The 21290-nt window shown below is 69.0% G+C and carries 19 protein-coding genes and 1 pseudogene; 16 read left to right on the top strand and 4 right to left on the bottom strand.

What is annotated here, in order from left to right; translation table 11 throughout:
- The first annotated feature begins 1 nt into the window (after position 1).
- Positions 2-661 carry an HAD family hydrolase gene (locus AC0VYB_RS10020; RefSeq protein ID WP_009375829.1) on the top strand — a complete coding sequence of 220 codons (660 nt, stop codon included), beginning with the start codon at positions 2-4 and terminating at the stop codon, positions 659-661.
- On the opposite strand, the gene AC0VYB_RS10015 is transcribed toward AC0VYB_RS10020, so the two are convergent.
- On the bottom strand, positions 639-1448 hold the full coding sequence (locus tag AC0VYB_RS10015; protein WP_009375827.1) for a RecB family exonuclease: 810 nt from the start codon (positions 1446-1448) through the stop codon (positions 639-641). The two genes, AC0VYB_RS10020 and AC0VYB_RS10015, sit on opposite strands and share 23 nt — an antisense overlap.
- A gap of 131 nt (positions 1449-1579) precedes the next feature.
- On the opposite strand from AC0VYB_RS10015, the gene AC0VYB_RS10010 reads away from it, so the two are divergent.
- The 3 genes from AC0VYB_RS10010 to arc are packed head-to-tail and all read left to right on the top strand — an operon-like array spanning position 1580 to position 5437.
- On the top strand, positions 1580-2740 hold the full coding sequence (locus AC0VYB_RS10010; protein WP_009375825.1) for a site-2 protease family protein: 1161 nt from the start codon (positions 1580-1582) through the stop codon (positions 2738-2740).
- A gap of 46 nt (positions 2741-2786) precedes the next feature.
- The gene (locus AC0VYB_RS10005) at positions 2787-3791 is read left to right on the top strand and encodes a tRNA (adenine-N1)-methyltransferase (protein ID WP_009375823.1); all 1005 of its coding nucleotides are present in this window, start codon (positions 2787-2789) and stop codon (positions 3789-3791) included.
- Entirely contained in the window at positions 3788-5437 is a 1650-nt protein-coding gene (gene arc, locus AC0VYB_RS10000) for a proteasome ATPase (RefSeq protein ID WP_009375821.1), read from the top strand. The genes AC0VYB_RS10005 and arc overlap by 4 nt, the downstream gene beginning before the upstream one ends.
- A 47-nt stretch (positions 5438-5484) precedes the next feature.
- Here the strand turns inward: arc and AC0VYB_RS09995 are convergent, their stop codons facing one another.
- Positions 5485-5880, bottom strand: coding sequence for a DUF3054 domain-containing protein (locus AC0VYB_RS09995; protein WP_009375819.1), 396 nt, complete (start codon positions 5878-5880; stop codon positions 5485-5487).
- Positions 5881-5912: 32 nt separating this feature from the next.
- Here AC0VYB_RS09995 and dop point away from each other — a divergent pair.
- From dop to AC0VYB_RS09960, 7 genes and pseudogenes are all read left to right on the top strand, one after another.
- A pseudogene (gene dop, locus AC0VYB_RS09990) lies at positions 5913-7452 on the top strand (depupylase/deamidase Dop).
- Positions 7452-7643 (top strand): ubiquitin-like protein Pup, encoded by a 192-nt coding sequence (locus AC0VYB_RS09985; protein ID WP_009375812.1) that lies wholly within the window; start codon positions 7452-7454, stop codon positions 7641-7643. Before dop ends, AC0VYB_RS09985 begins: the two are co-directional and overlap by 1 nt.
- A 1-nt stretch (position 7644) precedes the next feature.
- Positions 7645-8445, top strand: a complete 801-nt coding sequence (gene prcB, locus AC0VYB_RS09980; protein ID WP_009375810.1) for a proteasome subunit beta — start codon at positions 7645-7647, stop codon at positions 8443-8445.
- A complete protein-coding gene (prcA, locus tag AC0VYB_RS09975) occupies positions 8442-9131 on the top strand; it encodes a proteasome subunit alpha (protein ID WP_009375808.1) in 690 nt (229 codons plus the stop codon). The genes prcB and prcA overlap by 4 nt, the downstream gene beginning before the upstream one ends.
- Positions 9131-10534 (top strand): Pup--protein ligase, encoded by a 1404-nt coding sequence (gene pafA / locus AC0VYB_RS09970; RefSeq protein WP_009375806.1) that lies wholly within the window; start codon positions 9131-9133, stop codon positions 10532-10534. Before prcA ends, pafA begins: the two co-directional genes overlap by 1 nt.
- A 36-nt stretch (positions 10535-10570) precedes the next feature.
- On the top strand, positions 10571-11527 hold the full coding sequence (locus AC0VYB_RS09965) for an FKBP-type peptidyl-prolyl cis-trans isomerase (RefSeq protein ID WP_223289873.1): 957 nt from the start codon (positions 10571-10573) through the stop codon (positions 11525-11527).
- A 55-nt stretch (positions 11528-11582) separates the two neighbouring features.
- The gene (locus AC0VYB_RS09960) at positions 11583-11957 is read left to right on the top strand and encodes an FKBP-type peptidyl-prolyl cis-trans isomerase (RefSeq protein ID WP_144587598.1); all 375 of its coding nucleotides are present in this window, start codon (positions 11583-11585) and stop codon (positions 11955-11957) included.
- A gap of 44 nt (positions 11958-12001) precedes the next feature.
- Here AC0VYB_RS09960 and AC0VYB_RS09955 read toward each other — a convergent pair whose 3' ends face one another.
- Entirely contained in the window at positions 12002-13129 is a 1128-nt protein-coding gene (locus AC0VYB_RS09955) for a DUF3866 family protein (RefSeq protein ID WP_131247653.1), read from the bottom strand.
- Between the two features lie 59 nt (positions 13130-13188).
- Here AC0VYB_RS09955 and AC0VYB_RS09950 point away from each other — a divergent pair, with 59 nt between their 5' ends.
- The 5 genes from AC0VYB_RS09950 to AC0VYB_RS09930 all read left to right on the top strand — a co-directional run bounded on the left by AC0VYB_RS09950 (position 13189) and on the right by AC0VYB_RS09930 (position 19028).
- Positions 13189-14205 (top strand): helix-turn-helix transcriptional regulator, encoded by a 1017-nt coding sequence (locus AC0VYB_RS09950; protein ID WP_475384683.1) that lies wholly within the window; start codon positions 13189-13191, stop codon positions 14203-14205.
- Positions 14189-15076, top strand: coding sequence for a WYL domain-containing transcriptional regulator (locus tag AC0VYB_RS09945; RefSeq protein ID WP_009375796.1), 888 nt, complete (start codon positions 14189-14191; stop codon positions 15074-15076). Before AC0VYB_RS09950 ends, AC0VYB_RS09945 begins: the two co-directional genes overlap by 17 nt.
- A 78-nt stretch (positions 15077-15154) precedes the next feature.
- Positions 15155-15436, top strand: coding sequence for a Sec-independent protein translocase subunit TatA (tatA, locus tag AC0VYB_RS09940; RefSeq protein ID WP_040341024.1), 282 nt, complete (start codon positions 15155-15157; stop codon positions 15434-15436).
- A gap of 56 nt (positions 15437-15492) precedes the next feature.
- On the top strand, positions 15493-16281 hold the full coding sequence (gene tatC, locus AC0VYB_RS09935; protein ID WP_040341022.1) for a twin-arginine translocase subunit TatC: 789 nt from the start codon (positions 15493-15495) through the stop codon (positions 16279-16281).
- Complete coding sequence (locus AC0VYB_RS09930) at positions 16278-19028, top strand: DEAD/DEAH box helicase (RefSeq protein WP_009375790.1); 2751 nt, start codon at positions 16278-16280, stop codon at positions 19026-19028. The genes tatC and AC0VYB_RS09930 overlap by 4 nt, the downstream gene beginning before the upstream one ends.
- A 3-nt stretch (positions 19029-19031) precedes the next feature.
- Here the strand turns inward: AC0VYB_RS09930 and secA2 are convergent, their stop codons facing one another.
- A complete protein-coding gene (gene secA2 / locus AC0VYB_RS09925; protein WP_475384682.1) occupies positions 19032-21290 on the bottom strand; it encodes an accessory Sec system translocase SecA2 in 2259 nt (752 codons plus the stop codon).

The following is a 21290-nucleotide window of genomic DNA, read 5'->3' as shown; positions in this document are numbered from 1 at the left end:
CATGACGAACCCTGCCGCAGTCCTCTGGGACATGGACGGAACCCTGGTCGACACCGAGCCCTTCTGGATCGCGGCCGAGACCGAGCTCATGGCCGCCCACGGACTGCCGTGGAGCGAGGAGCAGGGACTCGAGTTCGTCGGCAACGACCTCCTCACCTCGGCATCGATGATGCGAGACGCGGGTCTCGACCTGCCCGCCCCCGTCATCGTCGAGACCCTGCTCGACGGCGTCATCGCGCGCATCCGCCGGAGCGTGCCGTTCCGTCCCGGCGCCCTCGAGCTGCTCGAGGAGCTGCGGGAGGCGGGCATCCCGTGCGTGATGGTGACGATGTCCTACCGCAGCCTCGCCGAGGCGGTCATCGCCGCGTGCCCGCCCGGCAGCTTCGCAGGCCTCGTCGCCGGCGACGACGTGGCCGCCGGCAAACCCGACCCGGAGCCCTACCTCGCAGGCGCCGCCCTGCTCGGGGTCGACCCGTCCGAGTGCGTTGCTCTCGAGGACTCCCGTCCGGGCCTGGCCAGCGCGGAGGCGGCGGGGACGATCGCCGTCGGCATCCCGCACCTCGTCGACCTCGACCCGGCGCCGGGGACGACGCTCTGGCCGAGCCTGGCCGGACGCGGCGTCGACGACCTGCGCACGGTCACATCCCGACTATCCGCGTGATCTCCGGGGTCGGCGGAGCCTCATTGCCCCACGCCGGGCAGAGCGGCTTGAACGAGCACCAGTTGCACAGCGGGGACTTGCGCGGACGCCAACGGTCGGACTCGGCGGAGGCGACGATGTCCTTCCAGATCGCATCGATCTCGAACTCGCTGCCCTCGATGTCGGCCATCGTCGGATGCGACTTGAGGACGCTGCGCGAACCGAGGTACATGAGCTGGAGCGTGTGGACCAGCTCGCCGGTGAGCCGGTACTCGACGAGGGCGTAGAAGCCCATCTGGAACTTCGCCTCCCGTCCGTACTGCGGTTTCGGCTGTCTGCCCGTCTTGTAGTCGACGAGTCGCTTCTCCCCGCCGGGGGCGACGTCGACCCGGTCGATGAACCCGCGCAGCTCGAGCCCAGAGTCGAGCGTCGTCGTCACGTACTTCTCCGTCGACTCCGGTTCGAGGTGTTCGGGGAATTCGAGGGTGAAGTACGCGCCGATGAGGGAACGCGCCGATGTGAGGAACGTCTCCCTCTCGCCCTCGTGGGCGAAGAGTTCGAGGACGTCGGGGTGCTTCTCGATGAGCGCCTCCCAGCTCGGGCGGAGCATCGCCGCAGCCGCCTCCTCGGTCCGGTCGGCGGCGGGCAGGGCGAAGAGCTGCTCGAGCACCGAATGGACGAGCGTGCCCTTGAATGCCGCCTGTGAGGGCGGTTCGGGGAGTCTGTCGATGCTGCGGAATCGGAACTTCAGGGGGCACTGGACGAAGTCGTTCGCGCGGGACGGTGAGAGACTGGTGAGCTCGGCCATGGGACCACTCTAGCCAGGGGGTCTGACATGGGCGCCGAGTTGAGCGGACACGACGCGTCTGACATGGTGAAGCCACCTGTCGCTGTTAGGCTGAGTAGTCCCGACCCCAACCGATCTGAGGATGTCCTGCGATGGCCGTGAAGAACCACCAGACCGGTGCCTCCTCCGGTCTGCGCCTCGGCACCGTCCTCGGTGCCCCGGTGATCCTGGCCTGGTCGTGGTTCCTCGCGGCGATCGTCATCACCATCCTCTTCGCCCCCTGGGTGCTCACCGTCCGCCCCGACCTCGGCATCTGGTCGTGGGCGGTGGCGTTCGCCTACGCCGTTCTCCTCTTCGCCTCGGTGTTCCTCCACGAGCTCGCCCACGGCGTGGCCGGGCAGTTCTACGGGCAGAAGGTCGCAGCGATCGAGCTGAACATCTGGGGCGGGTTCACCCGCTTCGAACCCCAGGTCGACAACCCGCGGGACAAGGCGGCGATGACGAGCTTCGTCATCTCCATCGTCGGCCCCATCGTCAACATCGTCCTCGCCCTGCTCGGCTGGTGGTGCCTGAGCGCGGTCACCCCGTCCTCGGTGCCGTGGCTGCTCCTCATCGCCGTCACCTTCGCCAACGTCGCCCTCGGCGCGATCAATCTGCTGCCGGGCATCCCGCTCGACGGCGGCTGGGCGCTGCAGGCGCTGATGTGGCGGATCACCGGTTCCCAGTACCTCGGCACCATCGTCGCGAGCTGGGTGGGACGGATCATCGCCGCCGGGTTCATCGGCTGGTCGGTCATCACCCCGCTGCTCGCCGGTCAGCGGCCCGATCCGCTCAATGTCGCGTGGATGTCGCTCATCGCGATCATGCTGTGGTTCTCCGCAGGCGATGCCGCCACCCATGCCAAGCGGGCGCGGAAGATGGAGACCTATGACCTCTCCCAGGTCATCCAGCCGGCGATCGCCGCGACGTGGGACGCCGATCTCGCCGACACGCTCGACTACGCGAACACGCTGGGGAACGCGAAGGAGCGCACACTCATCGTCGTCCTCGACCAGAAGGGCCTGCCCTACGGCCTCGTCGACCGCCACGCCGCGGCAGGGCGACTGGCCGAATCCTCGGCGCGGATCCCCGCCGGCGACGTGGCACGTCCCCTTGCCGGATGGATCGGGGTGCCCAAGGACATCACCGCCCCGCACCTCCTCGAGTCCCTCACCCACCGTCCCAAAGCGCAGTTCTGCCTGGTCATGGACGGCAACACGCTCATCGGCGTGATCGATCTGCAGGAGTTCTTCGACGAGCTTCTCGCAGCCTGAACCGGTGTGCGTAAGGCACACCTCACCAGCGTAGAGTAGAAGCATCATGACGCAGCCAGAGACGATCCCCGCCGCAGCCGTGCTCCGGGCGGGGGAGAAGATCCAGCTCACCGATCCCAAGGGCCGGATGCACACCATCGTGCTCGCCGCGGGCGAGGTGTTCCACACGCACAAGGGCCTCATCGGCCACGACGAGATCATCGGCCGTCCCGAGGGCATCGTGGTGACGAACTCGGGCGGAGTCGACTTCCAGGTCTTCCGTCCCTTCTACGAGGACTTCGTCCTCTCGATGCCCCGCGGCGCCGCAGTCGTCTACCCGAAGGATTCGGGTCTCATCGTCACCCTCGGCGACATCCGCCCGGGAGCCACCGTCGTCGAGGCGGGCGTCGGCTCAGGCGCCCTATCGATCGCCCTGCTGCGCGCCGTCGGGCCGGAGGGCCGCGTCCACTCGTTCGAGCTCAGGGAGGAGTTCGCGGAGATCGCGGCGGGCAACATCGCCGACTTCTTCGATGGCCGACCGGAGAACTGGGCGGTGTCCGTCGGCGATCTCGCCGAGCGGCTGCCCGAGGAGTTCGCCCCCGGCACCGTCGACCGCGTCGTCCTCGACATGCTCACCCCGTGGACGGTGCTCGAGTCCGTGAGCACGGCGCTGGCACCGGGCGGCGCTGTCGTCGCCTATGTCGCCACCGTCCCCCAGCTCTCGCGCTTCGTCGAGGCCGTGCGTGCATCGGGGTGCTTCAGCGAGCCCAACGCGATGGAGTCGATGGTCCGCGGCTGGCACGTCGACGGACTCGCCGTGCGCCCAGACCATCGGATGATCGCCCACACCGGATTCCTCGTCATCGCCCGCCGGATGGCCCCGGGCAGTGCGCCACTGGAGAAGAAGAAGCGCCCGCAGGGGGCGCCGGCCTCACCCGCCGACGTCGACGCCTGGACCGGCGGCGAGGTGACGGAGACGGCCATCGGCACCCGGGTGGCCACGGGGAAGAAGCTGCGGCGGGTGATGCGCGAGGCCGGCAGGCGACTGGAGCACAAGGAGGAGGAGCGATGACCGAGACGTCCACCCCTGAGGTGAGGAAGCTGCGCGAGGACACCGCTTCGCTGCGCCAGCAGCTTTACAGTGCGGGCAAGCGCAATGAGGCCCTCTCGACGACCCTGCGCACCGCCAGGGAGGAGCTCGGGAGGATCAAGGAGGAGGCCCGGCGGCTGACCGAGCCGCCGAACAGCTGGGGCACCCTCGTGGCGCTGGCATCCGACGGACTCACCGGCGACGTCATCGTCGGCGGCCGGCGCATGCGCCTGGCCGTCGGACCCGAGGTCGAGGCGAAGCACCTGACCCCCGGCTCCGATGTCCTCCTCTCCGAAGGCCTCGTCATCATCGGCACCGGGGACTTCGCCGCGGTCGGCAGCGTCGTCACCGTCCGTGAGTTCGTCGACGACACCCGCATCCTCGTCGGCGCTCCGGGTGATGACGAGCAGGTCTACGTGCTCACCCAGGAGCTCATCGACTCCGGCCTGCGCCTCGGCGATGCCGTCGTCGTCGACTCCCGCACCCACTACGCGCTCGAGGTCGTCGAGAAGCCCGAGGTCTCCTCGCTCCTGCTCGAAGAGGTCCCGGACATCACGTACTCCGACATCGGCGGTCTCGCCGACCAGATCGGTCAGATCCAGGACGCCGTCGAACTGCCCTTCGAACATCCGCAGCTCTACACCGAGCACGGTCTCAAGCCGCCCAAGGGGATCCTCCTCTACGGTCCTCCCGGCTGCGGCAAGACGCTCATCGCCAAGGCCGTGGCGAACTCGCTGGCGGAGAGGACCACGGCCGCGCAGGCCAGACGGACGTACTTCCTCAACATCAAGGGCCCCGAGCTGCTCGACAAGTACGTCGGTGAGACGGAGCGGCAGCTGCGCCTGATCTTCGCCCGCGCCCGCGAGAAGGCCTCCGCCGGGTTCCCGGTCGTCGTCTTCTTCGACGAGATGGAGTCGCTCTTCCGCACCCGCGGCACGGGCAAGTCCTCCGACGTCGAGACGACGATCGTTCCGCAGCTGCTCACCGAGATCGACGGCGTCGAACAGCTCGACAACGTCATCGTCATCGGCGCCTCCAACCGCGAGGACCTCATCGATCCCGCGATCCTGCGTCCCGGTCGCCTCGATGTGAAGATCCGCATCGAACGTCCGGACGCCGAGGCCGCCCGCGACATCTTCGGGAAGTACCTCACCGCGGAGCTGCCGCTGCATCCCGCGCTCGTCGCCGAACACGGCGGCCCGGAGCCTGCGGTGACCGCGCTCATCGACTTCTGCGTCGAGCGGATGTACGCCGCGACTCCGGAGAACGAGTTCGTCGAGGCGACCTATGCCGACGGGTCCCGAGAGGTCCTCCACTTCTCCGACTTCGCGTCCGGGGCGATGATCCACAACATCGTCGACCGGGCGAAGAAGGGAGCGATCAAATCGCTGCTCGAGACGGGGGAGCGCGGACTCCATCCGGAGCACTTCGCCGAGGCGATCGCCGAGGAGTTCAGCGAGCACGAGGACCTGCCCAACACGACGAACCCCGACGAGTGGGCGCGGATCTCCGGGCGCAAGGGGGAGAGGGTCACGCACCTGCGGATGATGCACCTCGACACCACCCGGGGAGCCCCGGCGCTCGAGTCCGAGATCGCCGAGGCGACGCCGGACTCCGACCTGCTCTGAGCCGCTCGTCTGCTCTGACCGGGTCGCCCGGTCGCTGGCGTCCTGTTCTAGCGGCGGGTGCGGCTTCCCCCGGCGACGGCGGTGGCGATGATCCTCCAGCCGACGAGGGTGATGAGGTTGAGGACGGAGGCGACGACCATGAAGCTCACCGGAACCGACCCGGGATCCCCGCCGGCCCCGGTGAGACCGCGCAGGAGGAGGCCGACGAGGACGGTGATCGCCCAGATGCCGGTGCCCGAGTGGAGCGGGGACAGGGGGCGGTCCCACACGGCGGTGAGCACCCACGCGACGCCGAGACCGGCGAGGAACGGCCACGCGGTCGTGAGCAGCCCCTGGGGATCGAGATTCCCGGAGTGCGTGTAATGACCGATGATGGTGAAGAGGACGACGAGCACGAGGTCGACGACGAGGGCGATGGGGAGATGGGATTTCTTCGCTGCCACGTAGGCGAGTCTAGACGTTTGGAGGAGTGGACATGGTCACCGTGCACCGGGTGATGGGATCGGAGACGGAGTTCGGGCTGAGCCAGCCGGGCAATCCGGGGGCCAATCCGATGCGGGACTCGGCGCGTGTCGTCGACGCCTATGCGGGCCCGCGAGGACTGAAGTCCTCGCAGAGCTTCTGGGACTTCGAGACCGAGTCACCGCTCGCCGACGCCCGCGGGTTCCTCATGAACGTCGCCGATGCCGACGCCTCCCAGCTCACGCACCTGCCCGCCGAGGCGGTCGAAGCCGAATACCTGGCCAACGTCGTCACCGAGAACGGCGCGCGCTACTACGTCGACCACGCCCACCCCGAGTACTCCTCCCCGGAGGTGCTCACCCCGCGCGACCTCGTCACCTACGACCGCGCGGGCGATCTTGTCGCCCTCGACTCGGTGCGCCGGCTCGAGCGCTCGGCCGCTCCGGTCAATCTCTACAAGAACAACACCGACTCGAAGGGCGCGTCGTACGGCACACACGAGAACTACCTCGTCGACCGCGCCGTCGACTTCGACGACCTCGTCGCCGGACTCATCCCGTTCTTCGTCACCCGCCAGATCCTCTGCGGCTCCGGCCGGGTCGGGCTCGGACGCGAAGGGGAGACGCCGGGCTACCAGAATCTCCTCGCGCGCGGACTTCTTCGAAGCCCAGGTCGGGCTCGAGACGACCCTGCGCCGGCCCATCGTCAACACCCGTGACGAACCCCACGCCGACCCGGAGAAGTACCGCCGGCTCCACGTCATCATCGGCGACGCCACGCTGGCCGAACCCGCCACCCTCGTCCGCTTCGGCAGCACCGCGCTCGTCCTCGGCCTCATCGAGCAGGGACTCGCCCCCCGCCTCGAACTCGCCGACCCCCTCCAGTCGCTCTGGGACGTCAGCAGGGACCTCACCCTGAGCGCACGGCTGCCGCTTGCCGACGGGACCAGCCTGAGCGCCCTGGAGATCCAGGAGCTCTACTTCGCCGCGTGCAGCGAGCACGCCGACGACGACCCGGAGACCGCCGAGGTGCTCGCCGAATGGCGCCGCTTCCTCGACGGGCTCGCCGCCGACCCGAAGTCGCTTGCCGACTCGATCGACTGGGTCGCCAAATGGGTCCTCCTCGAGGGCTACCGGCAGCGGGAGGGCCTGGAGTGGGACCATCCGAAGCTCGGCCTCATCGACGTCCAGTACCACGACGTCCGGCCCGAGAAGGGCCTCTTCCACAAACTCGAAAGGGCCGGGCGGATCACGCGGCTGACCACGGACGCCGAGGTCGAAGCCGCCGTCGTCACCCCGCCCGAGGGGACCCGCGCCTACCTCCGCTCGCTCGCGGTCACCCGGTTCTCCGCCTCCCTCGTCGCCGCGAGCTGGGACTCCCTCGTCCTCGACGCTGGCGAATACGGGCTTGTGCGCCTGCCGATGAGTGAACCGCGCAAGGGCACCCGTGCGCTGCTCGAGGAGCGGCTGGCGGGAGTCGACGACGCACCCACCCTGCTCCGTCGTCTCGGAGTGACTAGACTGAGCGCGAAGACGCAAGAGAGAAGGCTGTGATGAGTTCGAACGAGCAGATCAACAAGGACCACTCCGCCGGCGGGGACGAGCCCCCGGAAGATCCGCCGCAGGCCGTGTCCGCGCAGATCAACACCGAGAACGTCGATTCGATCCTCGACGAGATCGACAGCGTCCTCGAATCCAACGCCGAGGAGTTCGTCCGCAACTTCGTCCAGAAGGGCGGGCAATGAGATGGCAGGGTTTCCTCCTGCGTACCTCTCCTCGACGAGCAACTCCCTGACCGACCTCCTGCGTGACCTTGCCCCCGAGGCCCTGCCCCGGTGGAACGGCGCGGACCACGGTGCGGAGGTGCCCGAGGGCACGACGATCATCTGCTTCCGCACCGCATCCGGCATCCTCATGGCCGGTGACCGGAGGGCGACGATCGGCAACCTCATCGCCTCCCATGCGATGGAGAAGGTGCGGCCCGCCGACGACTTCTCGGTCATCGGCATCGCCGGGACCGCCGGTGTCGCCCTCGACCTCATCCGGCTCTTCCAGCTCGAACTCGAACACTACGAGAAGATCGAGGACGCGCGCCTCTCCCTCGGCGGCAAGGCCAACCGGCTCGCCGCGATGCTGCGCGGCAACCTCGGCCTGGCGATGCAGGGACTCTCCGTCGTGCCGATGTTCGCCGGCGTCGACGAGTCCCGGCCCGACGGGCAGATCTTCAGCTTCGACGTCACCGGCGGCAAGTACGAGGAGCACCGCTTCCATGCGATCGGCTCGGGCTCCGGCTTCGCCCGCGGAGCGCTGAAGAAGCTGTGGGAACCGGCGCTCGAGACCGAAGCGGCGATCGCCGTCGCCGTCGAAGCGCTCTTCGACGCCGCCGACGACGACTCGGCGACGGGAGGACCCGACTTCGTCCGGGCCATCGCCCCGACGGTCTTCACCGTCGAACTCGGCACCGGGGTCACGCAGATCCCGGCAGCCCAGGTGCTCGCCACCGCCACCGAGGTGGTCGCCGAGCGGACGCGGAAGGCGCAGTCATGACCCAGGCCCCGTTCTACGTCTCGCCCGAACAGCTGATGAAGGATCGGGCGGACTTCGCCCGCAAGGGCATCGCCCGCGGCCGCTCCGTCGTCGTGCTCCGCTTCGAGACGGGCATCCTCCTCCTCGCCGAGAACCCCTCGCCGACGCTGCACAAGATCGCCGAGATCTATGACCGCATCGGGTTCGCCGCCGTCGGCAAGTACAACGAGTTCGAGACCCTGCGCCAGGCGGGCGTCCGCTACGCCGACCTGCGCGGATACTCCTACGACCGCAGCGACGTCACCGCCAGGGGACTGACGAACGCGTACGCGCAGACGCTCGCCGGCGTCTTCACCACCGAGTCGAAGCCCTTCGAGGTCGAACTCGTCGTCGCCGAACTCGGCCACACCCCGGCCGACGACCAGCTCTATCGGATCACCTATGACGGTTCGGTCATCGACGAGACCGAGCACGTGGCGATCGGCGGGCAGGCCGATGCGATCACCGAGCGGCTGCGGGGAGTGGTCACGAGCCGGAAGCCGCTGCCCGAGGTCCTCGGGCTCGGCATCGACGCGCTGGCCGCAACGACGACGGGACCGCTTGCCGTCGACGACCTCGAAGCCGCCGTCCTCGACCGCGAGGTCGCCGGGCACCGGAAGTTCCGCAGGCTCTCCGACGCCGCGGTCGCCGAGCTCCGGAGCGCCTGATGGCGCGGATCTACGGACTCGAGACCGAGTACGGCCTCGCCCACACGCCGGGGGAGGACCACACGCGCATCGGTCCCGAGGAGATCGCCCGGTACCTCTTCCGCCCCGTCGTCGAATGGGGACGTTCGTCGAACGTCTTCCTGCCCAACGGGTCGCGCCTCTACCTCGACGTCGGCTCCCACCCGGAGTACGCAACGGCCGAATGCGACAGCCTCGGCGATCTCCTCGCCCAGGATCGGGCGGGGGAGGCCCACATGATCGACCTGCTTGAGAAGGCGCAGGCGAGCATGGACACCGACGGCCTGTCCGGGCGGATCCACATGGTCAAGAACAACACGGACGCCGCGGGCAACTCCTACGGCTCCCACGAGAACTTCCTCATCCGCCGCGGGCTCGACTTCAACCGGCTCACCACCGTCCTCCTGCCCTTCCTCGTCACCCGGCAGCTCCTCGTCGGGGCGGGCGCGATCATCCCGCGGACCTCGAGTCTCAGCCCCGATGAGGACGCCGACCGCGGCGAGCTCACCTTCGGCCTCTCCGCTCGCTCCGACGTCATGTGGGAGGGGCTGTCCTCGGCGACGACCCGGTCGCGGCCGATCATCAACGCCCGCGACGAACCCCACGCCGATGCGGAGAAGTACCGCAGGCTCCACGTCATCGTCGGCGACTCCTCGATGTCGACGGCCACCTCGGCGCTCAAACTCGGCTCCGCCGTCCTCATGCTCGACCTCATCGAGCAGGGGGCGCGGATCCCCGACCACGGTCTGCGCCACCCTGTGCGCGACATCCGGGTCATCGCCCGCGACCTCACCGGCCGTTCCCGGCTCGAGCGCACCGACGGGACGGTGACGACGCCCTTGGGACTCCTCGGCGACTATCGTGACCGGGCGGCCCACCTCGTTGAGACCGGGGACCACAGCCTCGGCGACGATGCCCTCGCCGCGTACGTCATCGACCTGTGGACGCGGATGCTCGGCGCCGTCGAGACCCAGGACTTCTCGTCCGTCGACACGGAGATCGACTGGGTGATGAAGAAGGCGCTCATCGACCGGGCGATGGCCCGCGGCGGGATCCGGATCGGCGACGCGCAGATCCAGCGCCTCGACATCGCCTACCACGACATCACCCCGGGCACGGGGCTCTTCCCCAGGCTCGAGGCGGCGGGACTGGCGAAGAGCCTCGTCCCCGCGGAGGCGGTCACGCGGGCGAAGGACGAACCGCCCGAGACGACGCGGGCAGCGGTCCGCGGCGCGTTCATCCGTGCCGCCCACGACGCCCGGCGCGACTACACCGTCGACTGGGTGCATCTGCGGCTCAACGACGAATCCGGGCGCGCGGTCGCCCTCAAGGACCCGTTCTCCGCGACGCATGCCCAGGCCGAGGCACTCATCGCCGGCCTGTAGGATCGACGCTGGAGAAGTTCGAACGAAAGGAACCACGTGCGCACCAGAGTGCTCAGTGCCATCGCCGCAGCCGTGCTGCTGCTCTCGGCCTGCGGGCAGAGCGAACCCGAGGACGGCGGTGCCAGCGCCCCCGCATCGGTGCCCGCGCAGGACGCGAAGTCGACGAGCCTCGACGACATCACCGTCGAGGGCAAGCCCGGGGAGAAGCCGACGGTGAGCTTCGAGGCACCACTCGTCGTCGAGAAGACCGAGTCCAAGGTGCTCAGCGAGGGCGACGGCAAACCCGTCGCCGACGGCGAGCAGGTCACCGCGCAGATGACGCTCGTGTCCGGGACCACCGGAGACGTCGTCGAGTCGAGCTACGACTCGAAGTCCCCGGCGGGCTTCCCGATGGACACGGCCCAGATCTCCGAGGAGCTGTTCAACGCCCTCGAAGGCGTCCCTGTCGGTTCCCGCGTGCTCATGACGCTCAACGGCAGCCCCCAGCAGGGACAGCCGAGCCAGACGCTCGTCTACGTCATCGACGTCGAGGACACGACGAAGCCGCTCACCCGCGCGGAAGGGAAGAAGGCCGACCAGGCGGGCAACCCGCTCACTGTGAGCTGGGAGGACGACGGCACGCCGAAGATCACCCAGCCCGAGGGCGAACCGCCCGCCGAGCTGCAGTCCTTCACGACCATCGAGGGCACCGGCCCCGAGGTGAAGAAGGGGCAGAAGGTCGCCGTGAAGTACTCCGGCTGGCTGTGGGACGACGCCTCCCAGCCCTTCGACTCGAACTGGGGCGGGGGCGGACAGCCGTTCGCCGTCGATCCCGTCGGCGAGGCCAACGTCATCCAAGGCTGGAACGAAGGCCTCGTCGGGGCCAAGGTCGGCAGCCAGATCGTGCTCGTCATCCCGCCGGACAAGGGCTACGGAGAGCAGGGCAGCCCGCCGAAGATCCCCGGCAACGCGACCCTCGTCTTCGTCATCGACATCCTCTCGGCACAGGGCTGAGAGGCCGGCGATCCGATCCCGGATCGCTGACAGGACCACCCAGAAGGAGACACCCATGAGCAAGCAGAAGCCCGTCGTCGACTTCCCCGGCGGCGACGCCCCGACCGAGCTCGTCATCGTCGATGACATCATCGGCGACGGCCCCGAGGCGAAGGCCGGCGACACCGTGAGCGTCAACTACGTCGGCGTCGCCCATTCGACTGGCGAGGAGTTCGACGCCTCGTACAACCGGGGCGCCCCGCTCGAGTTCCGGCTCGGCTCCGGCATGGTCATCGCCGGCTGGGACCAGGGCATCCAGGGGATGAAGGTCGGCGGTCGCCGCACCCTGCAGATCCCGCCGCACCTCGCCTACGGCGACCAGGGCGCCGGCGGCGTCATCAAGCCCGGTGAGAGCCTCATCTTCGTGTGCGACCTCGAAGGCGTGCGCTGAGACCGACGCTGCGCTGAGCGCTCAGCTCAGCCGACCGGCGCGGGCTAGACGAGCCCGGCCGCATACCTGCCCGCCGCGGCGGCAGCGAGGAACGCTGCCGCATCGGCGGGCAGTCTGCGTCCCATCGTCGACAGGCCCACCGGAGAGGCCTGGAGTGCGGGCCACAGACCGGTGAGGTCGACGTCGATGCGCTCGTGGCCGCGAAGCTGCGGCAGCTGCGCGGCGACCGTCTCGGCGATGACCCCGGGCTCAGGGTCCATCTCGGCGCGTTCGGCCTCGGTCAGCGTCGTGAAGTCGGGTACAGGGACGCGGACGCCGGGCCGAGCCACCTCGGCGAGCGAGGTCAGCGTGTGGTGGGAGATCCCGAAGTGCCGGCCGCGGGCGTCGGCGTTCGACATCCGCAGCACCCCGACCGGCACCCCGCCGAGGAGGGCCGCGGCGTTGAGGTGCTCACCGGCGACGAGCCCGGAGAACCCGTACTTCGTCCCGGTGCCGAGGTTGCCCGGTCCCTGGGCGACGACGGCGATGTCGGCGCCGAGGACGTGCTTGGCCGCGAGCAGGCCGGTGTGGACCGTCACTGCCTCGAGGTCGGCTCCCCACGACTGTCCCGTGCTCACGCTGCCGGCGATCCATCCTGCCTCCTTGAGCCCGGCGACGGCCTGCGAGAAGGCCGCAGGCAGCGCGGCGCCGTCGCTGAGGACGTAGGCGACCCTGAGATCCTCATCGACCGCCCGGATGCCCGCGACGATCGCCGGCAGCGCCGAATGGAGGTCGGCGACGAGGACGGGCATGCCTGCCAGCGATTCCGCCGCGGCGAGGACCCCGTGGTGCTCGGACTCCTGATCGTCGACGCCGAGGACCATCGTCTGGAGCGGCGAATAGCGGTCCTTGACGAGGTGGCCGGGCCCCGGCGGGGGATCGGCCGGCAGACGGTCGGGGAGGGCGACGACGAGCCCGAAGCCGCCGGTGCCCAGACGCTTGGCGAGCGCGGAGACGTTGAGAAGGACGGTGTCGCCGACCTCGGGCTCACCGACGGCGTCGGTGTACGCGATCGCCTTGATCTCGGCGATGTCGGTGCCCGGCAGGGGCGTCTCGAGTTCGGCGGTGACCTCGGTGAGGCCGGGACGGGTGGAACGGATGGCTGTGACGGTGCCTGTGCGCCAATGGATCATGCCCCAACCCTATCCCGCGCGGTGCTTCCCGGCCGTGGTTCTGCGTTACGGTGGAGTCTGTGAACACTCAACGACCCAACCGGCAGCGACAGCAGACCGAGCGGCTGATGAACCTGCTCATCGCCCTGCGCGCCGCCCGCGGCTGGGTGTCCCGGAAGACGCTCATGACCGCGATCGACGGCTACGCCGGGCTCGACGACGTCGTCTTCGATCGCAAGTTCTCCCGTGACAAGGAGCTGCTGCGGCACATGGGCATCACGATCGCCACCCGCGCCGAGCACGATGCCTACTCCGATGTCGGGGAGACCGGGTACCGCATCTCGACCGACGACTACGCGATGGGCGACGTCGACCTCACCCCGTCCGAGGCGGCGGCGGTGGCGGTGGCCGCCCGCTTCTGGTCGGACACCGAACTCGGCGCCTCGAGTGCGCAGGCGCTGACGAAGCTGCGGGCGCTCGGCCTCGAGCTCAGCGACGACGTGCCCGGGCTCGGCTTCGGGCCCGGGGCGGCGAGCAAGCTGGGGAATGCGAACTTCGCCACCGCGCTCCACCACATCAACGCCCGCGAGGCGATCGGGTTCAAGTACCACAAGCCCGGACAGAGCGCGCGGAAGGTGCGGCTCGAACCCTACGCCCTGCTCAGCCGCGGCGACCGGGTCTACCTCGTCGGCAACGACCTCGACCGCGGGGCCGAGCGGACATTCCGGCTGACCCGGATCGAGGGGAAGCTTGCCAGACTCGGCGGCCGTGAACCCGGCGACTACTCAATCCCCGCCGACTTCGTGCCCCAGGTCTCGCTCAATGCGAGCATGGAGATGGCCGTCGTCACCGAGGCGGTCCTCGACATCGCCGCCCACCGCGCCGATCCGCTGCGGCGGCGGTCCGTGCGCACCGATGGGGAGCACCATGTCGTCGAGTACTCCGATGCCCAGACCCTGGCCGCGGAGATCGTCGGCTACGGTGACGCCGTGCGTGTCGTCGGGCCCGACGAGCTCGCGCGCGCCGTCGACCGACGACGCGAGGTCATCGCCGAGGCCCTCGATCGGCTGGGAGGTCGCAGTGTCCTCAGCGCGTGAACGCCTCACCCGGCTGCTCAGCCTCGTGCCCTACCTCGACGCCCATCCCGGCGCCGACCTCGAGGAGACGGCCGCCTACTTCGGCATCGACTCGGCGACCCTCATCGACGACCTCGAGCTCCTCTTCGTCACCGGCCGACCCGGGCACATGCCCGACGACCTCATCGATGCGACGTGGGACGGCGGGAAGATCTTCATCTCCAACGCCGAGGAGGTCTCCGTCCCCGTGCGTCTGAGCGCGGAGGAGGCGGGCCTCCTCGTCCTCGCCCTCGAACTCCTCGACGCCCTGCCCGGCCTCGACGCCGAGGCGGTGCGCACGGCGGCGGCGAAGCTGCGTCTCGCCGCGGGGGAGAACCTCCACACCCCCGTCGACGTCAGCCCGGTGCCCGCCGATGCGGAGCTGATGAGCGCGCTCAAGGGCTTCATCGACGCCAGCGCGGCCGTCGAGATCGACTACTACGTCGCCTCCCGCGACGAACTCACGACGCGGACGATCGCCCCGACCCGGCTCGTTCCCGGCGCCGACTGGTACCTCGATGCGTGGTGCTATTCGGCCCAGGCGCCCAGGCGCTTCGCGCTCTCACGGATCCGCCGCTTCGCCGAGACGAGCCACCCGCCGATTGGCACCGGCGCCCCCGCACCGGCCCCGCAGGAGGTGACGATGACGCTGCGCGCCGAGGGAGCGTGGCTCGCCGATGAAATCGACGTGAACGAACGGGTCTACGACGCAGGCGGCGACGGCAGCGTCGCGGTGCGCTTCACCGTCCACTCGCTCGACTGGCTCAGCCGCTTCCTGCTGGGCCACGCCGACGTCATCGCGGACATCGATGCCGCCGATGCGGTCGCCGCAGCGAGGCGCCGACTCGGCTGAGCGCACTGGTGAGTCGGATGAAAGGCTCAGCCGCACAGAGTAGAATCGCCTCGAGCAAACACAAGCCAAGGAGCTCTCATGAACTTAAGCCCCATGCATATCGCCGTGGTGGTCATCGTCATCATCCTCATCTTCGGTGCGCCCAAGCTGCCGATGCTCGCCAGGAGCCTCGGTCAGTCGCTGAAGATCTTCAAGTCCGAGGTCAAGGACCTGCGCGACGACAAGGATGAGAAGACGACCGAACCCGGAGAGCTCGGCCGTGATGCGGGCCAGTCCACCCAGTCGACGCCCCCGTCCGCCCCCGACGCCGCGCAGCCGGCGGCGCACAGGAATCAGGATCCGCAGCCACGCGAGAAGTGAAAGACAGCAGTCAGCGCAGAGGCCGGACCTCACGGAGGAAGAACCCTGAGAAGAGGATGCCCGTCATGGGGCACCTCGTCGAACTGCGCAATCGGTTCGTCATCGCCGCCATCGCCATCGTCCTCGGCGCGGTCGGCGGATGGTTCCTCTACGACCCGGTCCTCGACATCCTCCAGGAGCCCATCCGGACGATCAACGACACGTCGGGCCGGGTGGCGCAGATCAACTTCGCGGGGGTCGCCTCGGCCTTCGACATGAAGATCAAGCTCTCCCTGTTCATCGGCCTCTTCATCTCGTGTCCGGTGTGGCTCTACCAGGTCTGGGCGTACATCGTCCCGGGGCTCACGAGCAAGGAGAAGCGCTACTCGTTCGGGTTCCTCGGCGCGGCCGTTCCGCTCTTCCTCGCCGGTTCGGCGATGGCGTTCTTCGCCCTGCCCAACGCGGTCAAGGCGCTGACGTCGTTCACCCCTGAGGGGGCGACGAACATCATCCCCGCCCAGGACTACCTGACGTTCGTCATGATCATCATCGTCGTCTTCGGCATCGCGTTCGTCCTGCCTGTGCTCATGGTCGGACTCAACATGCTCGGGATCCTCTCGGCGACGCGGATCCGCAAGTCGTGGCGCATCATCGTCATGATCGTCTTCATCTTCGCCGCGATCGCCACTCCGACACCCGATGCGATGTCGATGTTCTTCCTCGTCATCCCCATGATCACGCTGTTCTGCCTGGCGTGGGTGGTGTGCATTCTCAACGACCGGCGCCGCAAGCGCAAGCTCGTCGCCCAGGGCATCTGGGTCGACCCGGACGAGCTCGACGAGGACAGTGGGAAGGGCACAGCATGAGCAGGCGCGGAGACCGCAACGACCATGACACCGCTTCGGCGGGTGCCGAGGCCACCGCAGACGCCGAGGCCAAGAGCCCGGCGCAGGCGTACGCGGAGTTCCGGGGACGGGCCGAACGCGAGCAGACCCCGCTGGGTCGGTTCCTCGCCCGCACCGACTTCGAGCTCGACGACTTCCAGATCGAGGCGTGCCAGGAGCTCCAGGAGGGCAAGGACGTCCTCGTCACCGCGCCGACCGGGGCCGGCAAGACGATCATCGCCGAGTTCGCCGTCGACCTCGCGATGGACGCCGGCACCCGGGTGTTCTACACCACCCCGATCAAGGCGCTGAGCAACCAGAAGTTCGCCGATCTCGTCGCCGTCCACGGCGCCGAGAACGTCGGACTCCTCACCGGGGACACGACGATCCGCCGGGATGCGCCGATCATCGTCATGACCACCGAGGTCCTGCGCAACATGCTCTACAACGACCCGGGCGGCCTCGATGACCTCGGCTTCGTCGTCCTCGACGAGGTCCACTACCTCGCCGACCGGTTCCGCGGTCCCGTGTGGGAGGAGGTGATCATCCACCTGCCCGAACGCGTCCAGGTCGTCTCGCTCTCGGCGACCGTGTCCAACGTCGAGGAGTTCGGAGCGTGGCTGCGCGAGGTCAGGGGGCCGACGACCGTCGTCTCGACCTCCCACCGCCCGGTCCCGCTCGTCAACCACGCCCTCGTCGGCCACCGGATGTACGACCTCTTCACCCATCACGACTCCGAGCGCATCGACCCGGCGCTCGCGCACGCGACCCGCACGTACGGCGGACCCCGGTCGAAGCGCGAGCGCGGCAATCGCGCCCGGTTCCGCCGCCCCAGCCGGACCCAGATCGTCGCCTCCCTCGCCGAGGCGGGGATGCTCCCGGCGATCATGTTCATCTTCTCCCGCAACGGCTGTGATGAGGCCGTCGAGCAGTACATCGCCACGGGCGCCGACCTCAACTCCCGCGAGGACAACGTCATCGTCAACGCGGCTCTCGAGCGGCTGCGCGAGGAGCTGCCGGCGGAGGATCTGGGGATCCTCGGCTACCACACGTTCCGCGAGGGCCTCCTCCGCGGCGTCGCCGCCCACCACGCGGGCATGATCCCGCAGTTCAAGGAGCTCGTCGAGGAGCTCTTCTCCGCCGGGGTCATCAAGGTCGTCTTCGCCACGGAGACGCTGGCGCTGGGCATCAACATGCCCGCCCGCACGGTCGTGCTCGAGAAGCTCGTCAAGTTCAACGGCGAGGCCCACGTCTCGATCACCCCGGGGGAGTACACGCAGCTGACCGGGCGCGCCGGCCGCCGCGGCATCGACCGGATCGGCCACGCCGTCGTCGTCTGGCACCCCACGATGGACATCAGCGAGATCGCCGGCCTCGCCTCCAACCGGTCGTACGCGCTCGGATCCGCGTTCGGACCCACCTACAACATGACGGCGAACCTGCTCTCCCGGATGAGCCCGGCCGATGCCGCGAAGGTCCTCGAGACCTCGTTCGCGCAGTTCCAGGCCGACAAGGCCGTCGTCGGCCTCGCCCGCAAGGTCCGGAAGAACGAGGCGACGATCGCCGCGTACGAGAAGTCGATGCACTGCGACCGGGGCGACTTCGGGGAGTACGCGGCCCTGCGCCGTGAGATCTCCGAGACGGAGAAGCAGGAGACGAGGACGAAGTCGAAGGTCAAGCAGCGCGAGATCGTCGAGTCCCTGTCGGCGCTGAAGATCGGCGACGTCATCACCCTGCCCGCGCGGCGGGTCGAGGGCACTGCGGTGATCATCGCCCCGATGACGAACCGCGACGGCGTCTCCCGGCTCCCGACCGTGCTCACCGAGCAGGGCAAGGTGTGGCATCTGCGTCCCCACGAGGTCACCGAGCCGGTGGCCCCGATGGGACGGATCCGGGTGCCGAAGAAGTTCAACCACCGTCAGGCCTCCGACCGTCGGGCGCTGCTGGGCATCCTCGCCGAGGCGATCGCCGATGGCCGCGTCGATCGGGACGTGCGTTGGGTGCCCCACAGCGCGCCCGGCGGGGTGAGCTCGACGGTCGCCGAGCTCACCGCCAGGATGCGCGCCCACCCCTGCCATGACTGTCCCGACCGGGAGATCCACGCCCGGTGGGCCAACCGCGCGGCGAAGCTCGAGAAGGAGAACGCGTCCCTGATCAAACGCATCGAGGGGAGGACGACGTCGATCGCCCTCGTCTTCGAACGCGTCCAGGAGGTGCTCACGACCCTCGGGTTCGACCCCGAGCACTCGGACATGCTCCGCCGCATCTACGGCGAGCGGGACCTGCTCGTGGCGCTCACCGTGCGCGCCGGCCTGTGGGACGGCCTCACGGAACCCGAACTCGCCGCCTTCGCCTCGTGCTTCGTCTATCAGGCGCGTCGCAGCGAGAGCTTCCACGCCGAGCGTGCGCCCAGCCGCGACCTCAAGGTCGCAGGCGATGCGGCGATCGACCTGTGGCGGGAGCTCTTCCGCCTCGAGGAGCAGCACGCGCTCACCCCGACGCCCGAACCCGACCGGGGACTGTTCACCCCGATGTTCCGGTGGACGGAGGGGAAGAACCTCGCCGAGTCGCTCCGGGGCACGGACATCGCCGCCGGTGACTTCGTCCGCTGGGCGAAGCAGACCCTCGACCTGCTCGGGCAGCTCGCCGAGGTGAGCGCCCCGGAGACCGCGGTGCGCATCCGGCGGACGATCGAGGCCGTCCGCCGGGGAGTCGTCGCCGACTCGTAGGCGCTACCGGCGGATCCGTTTGACGATGTTCTCGATGTCTGAGCCGAACGCGTTCTCCGTCGTGAGATAGGTCCACGTCGACGAGGGGCGCTTGAGCCCGTGCGAGGCGAGGTCGATGCCCTCGTCGGTGAACTCCGCCTCCTCGACGGTGCTCACGGAGTCGTCGAGGACATCGGACCAGAACGAGGAGAAGACCCGGATCGACTCCGTGTTGAAGGCCTCGTGGGGCTTCTCCTTCGCGAATGTGCGCAGGTGGATGCCCTCGCGCAGATCGTTGAGGAACGCGAGGTGGTCGACCCAGCGGGCGTCGAGGTGGAAGAGGAGGACCGCGCGAAGGCTCTCGTCGACGACCTCCTCCGAGTGCTTCTCTGCGAGTTCCGTCGCCCTCTCGCCGAGGCGGTCCTTGAGTTCGTCGATCGCCTCATCCTCGGTGCGCAGCTCGCGCCGACGGGCGAGGACGAGTTCGCGCTGCTTGGCCATGAGCTCGTTGAACCGCCACGTGTCACGGTGCAGAGCGGTGTTCTGGCCCTCGGCGATGCGCTGGGCGTGCTCGACGAGGGTGAGCGCGCGCTTCGAGTCGATCCGACCGGTCTCGTCGCCTTCGGAGACGAACCGTTGGATCTCGGGCACCCTGGTGAGCATCTCGTCCTCGAGGCTGGTGAAGAACACCGAGGTGCCGGGATCACCCTGTCGCCCGGCGCGTCCGCGCAGCTGATCGTCGAGGCGGGAGGACAGGTAGCGTCCGGCGCCGATGACGAGCAGCCCGCCGCCTTCGGCGACGGAGTCGTCGGCGAGCCTGATGTCGGTGCCGCGGCCGGCCATCTGCGTCGAGACGGTGACGGCTCCCGGGCGTCCGGCGGCACCGATGATCTCGGCCTCGGCGGAGTCGTCCTTCGCGTTGAGGACGGCGACGTCGATGCCGCGCTCGACCAGTCGCTGCGCCAGCGACTCGCTCTCGGCGACCGAGGAGGTGCCGATGAGGACCGGACGGTCGTTCGCGTGGTTCTCGACGACCTCCTCGACGATCGCCCGCTCCTTCGACTCCTGGTACGTGTAGAGCCGGTCGGGTTCGTCCTCGCGGACGACGGGCAGGTGGGTGTCGACGGGGACGATCTCCAGGGAGTAGAACTCGCGGAGGTCGTCGCCGACCGCAAGCGCCGTGCCCGTCATCCCGCAGACGGTCTCGTAGCCGTGGATGAGCTCCTCGACGGTCATCTGGTCGAGGATCTCCCCGCTCTCGGTCGTCTCGAGCTTCTCCTTCGCCTCGACGGCGGCCTGGAGCCCGTCGGGCCAACGCTGGAGTTCGGCGACGCGGCCGCGGGAGGAGGAGATGAGCTTGATCCGCCCATCGACGACGAGATAGTCGATGTCGCGCTTGACCAGGGCCTTCGCGTAGAGGGCGAGGTTGACGGCGGCGAGGTCGGCGGCGCCGTCGCCGAAGAGTTCGACGCCGAGCTCGTCCTCGACCCGGGTGACGCCGGCATCGGTGAGGGAGACGGCGCGGCGGTCGGGACTGATCTCGTAGTCGGTGCCCGGGATGAGGGTCTCGACGAGGGCGGCGATGCGCTCATCACCGTCCTCGATGGACGAGGACCCGGCGAGGACGAGGGGCACGCGGGCTTCGTCGATGAGCACGGAGTCGGCCTCGTCGACGATGACGACATCGCGTTCGGCGACCCGGATGTCCTCGTCGTCGAGGACGAAGCGGTCGCGGAGGACGTCGAAGCCGACCTCGGTGACGGAGGCGTAGAGGACCTCCGACCGGTAGGCTTCGCGCCGGTCGTCGTCGAGGGCGGCCGAGATCGCAGCCGAGGAGACGCCGAGGAGATCGAAGACCGGCTGCATCCACGTCCGGTCGCGGACGGCGAGGTAGTCGTTGACGCTGACGACGTGGACCCGGCGGCCCTGGAGCGCATATCCGGCCGCGGCGAGCGCACCGACGAGCGTCTTGCCCTCACCGGTGGCCATCTGGACGATGTGCCCCTGGAGGAGTCCGATGAGTCCGACGAGCTGCGTGTCGTAGGCGCGTTCGCCCAGGGTGCGCTCGGCGGCCTCCCTCGCGAGGGCCGCATAGCGGACGAGGGTCTCGCGGGCGGTGCCGGAGGCGAACACCTCACTGGCGGCGTCGGTCAGCTCGGCATCGCTGAGATCGGCGAACTCGGCGGCTGCCGCATCGAGGTCGGTGGTCGCCTTCTCGAACCATCCTGTGGCCTTGTCGGCCTGGGCACCGGGCCGGTTGAGCAAACGGGAGAAGAGTCCCAA

The sequence above is a fragment of the Brevibacterium sp. Z349TD_9 genome, from assembly GCF_056173565.1.
Note: the sequence above shows the minus strand (reverse complement) of the source record. Positions and strands in the feature narration are given on the sequence as shown.

Excerpts from the sequence above, each read along its gene's own strand:
- AC0VYB_RS10020 (WP_009375829.1), top strand. The coding sequence starts at position 2 with ATGACGAACCCTGCCGCAGTCCTCTGGGACATGGACGGAACCCTGGTC.
- AC0VYB_RS10015 (WP_009375827.1), bottom strand. The coding sequence starts at position 1,448 with ATGGCCGAGCTCACCAGTCTCTCACCGTCCCGCGCGAACGACTTCGTC.
- AC0VYB_RS10010 (WP_009375825.1), top strand. The coding sequence starts at position 1,580 with ATGGCCGTGAAGAACCACCAGACCGGTGCCTCCTCCGGTCTGCGCCTC.
- AC0VYB_RS10005 (WP_009375823.1), top strand. The coding sequence starts at position 2,787 with ATGACGCAGCCAGAGACGATCCCCGCCGCAGCCGTGCTCCGGGCGGGG.
- arc (WP_009375821.1), top strand. The coding sequence starts at position 3,788 with ATGACCGAGACGTCCACCCCTGAGGTGAGGAAGCTGCGCGAGGACACC.
- AC0VYB_RS09985 (WP_009375812.1), top strand. The coding sequence starts at position 7,452 with ATGAGTTCGAACGAGCAGATCAACAAGGACCACTCCGCCGGCGGGGAC.
- prcB (WP_009375810.1), top strand. The coding sequence starts at position 7,645 with ATGGCAGGGTTTCCTCCTGCGTACCTCTCCTCGACGAGCAACTCCCTG.
- prcA (WP_009375808.1), top strand. The coding sequence starts at position 8,442 with ATGACCCAGGCCCCGTTCTACGTCTCGCCCGAACAGCTGATGAAGGAT.
- pafA (WP_009375806.1), top strand. The coding sequence starts at position 9,131 with ATGGCGCGGATCTACGGACTCGAGACCGAGTACGGCCTCGCCCACACG.
- AC0VYB_RS09960 (WP_144587598.1), top strand. The coding sequence starts at position 11,583 with ATGAGCAAGCAGAAGCCCGTCGTCGACTTCCCCGGCGGCGACGCCCCG.
- AC0VYB_RS09955 (WP_131247653.1), bottom strand. The coding sequence starts at position 13,129 with ATGATCCATTGGCGCACAGGCACCGTCACAGCCATCCGTTCCACCCGT.
- tatA (WP_040341024.1), top strand. The coding sequence starts at position 15,155 with ATGAACTTAAGCCCCATGCATATCGCCGTGGTGGTCATCGTCATCATC.
- tatC (WP_040341022.1), top strand. The coding sequence starts at position 15,493 with ATGCCCGTCATGGGGCACCTCGTCGAACTGCGCAATCGGTTCGTCATC.
- AC0VYB_RS09930 (WP_009375790.1), top strand. The coding sequence starts at position 16,278 with ATGAGCAGGCGCGGAGACCGCAACGACCATGACACCGCTTCGGCGGGT.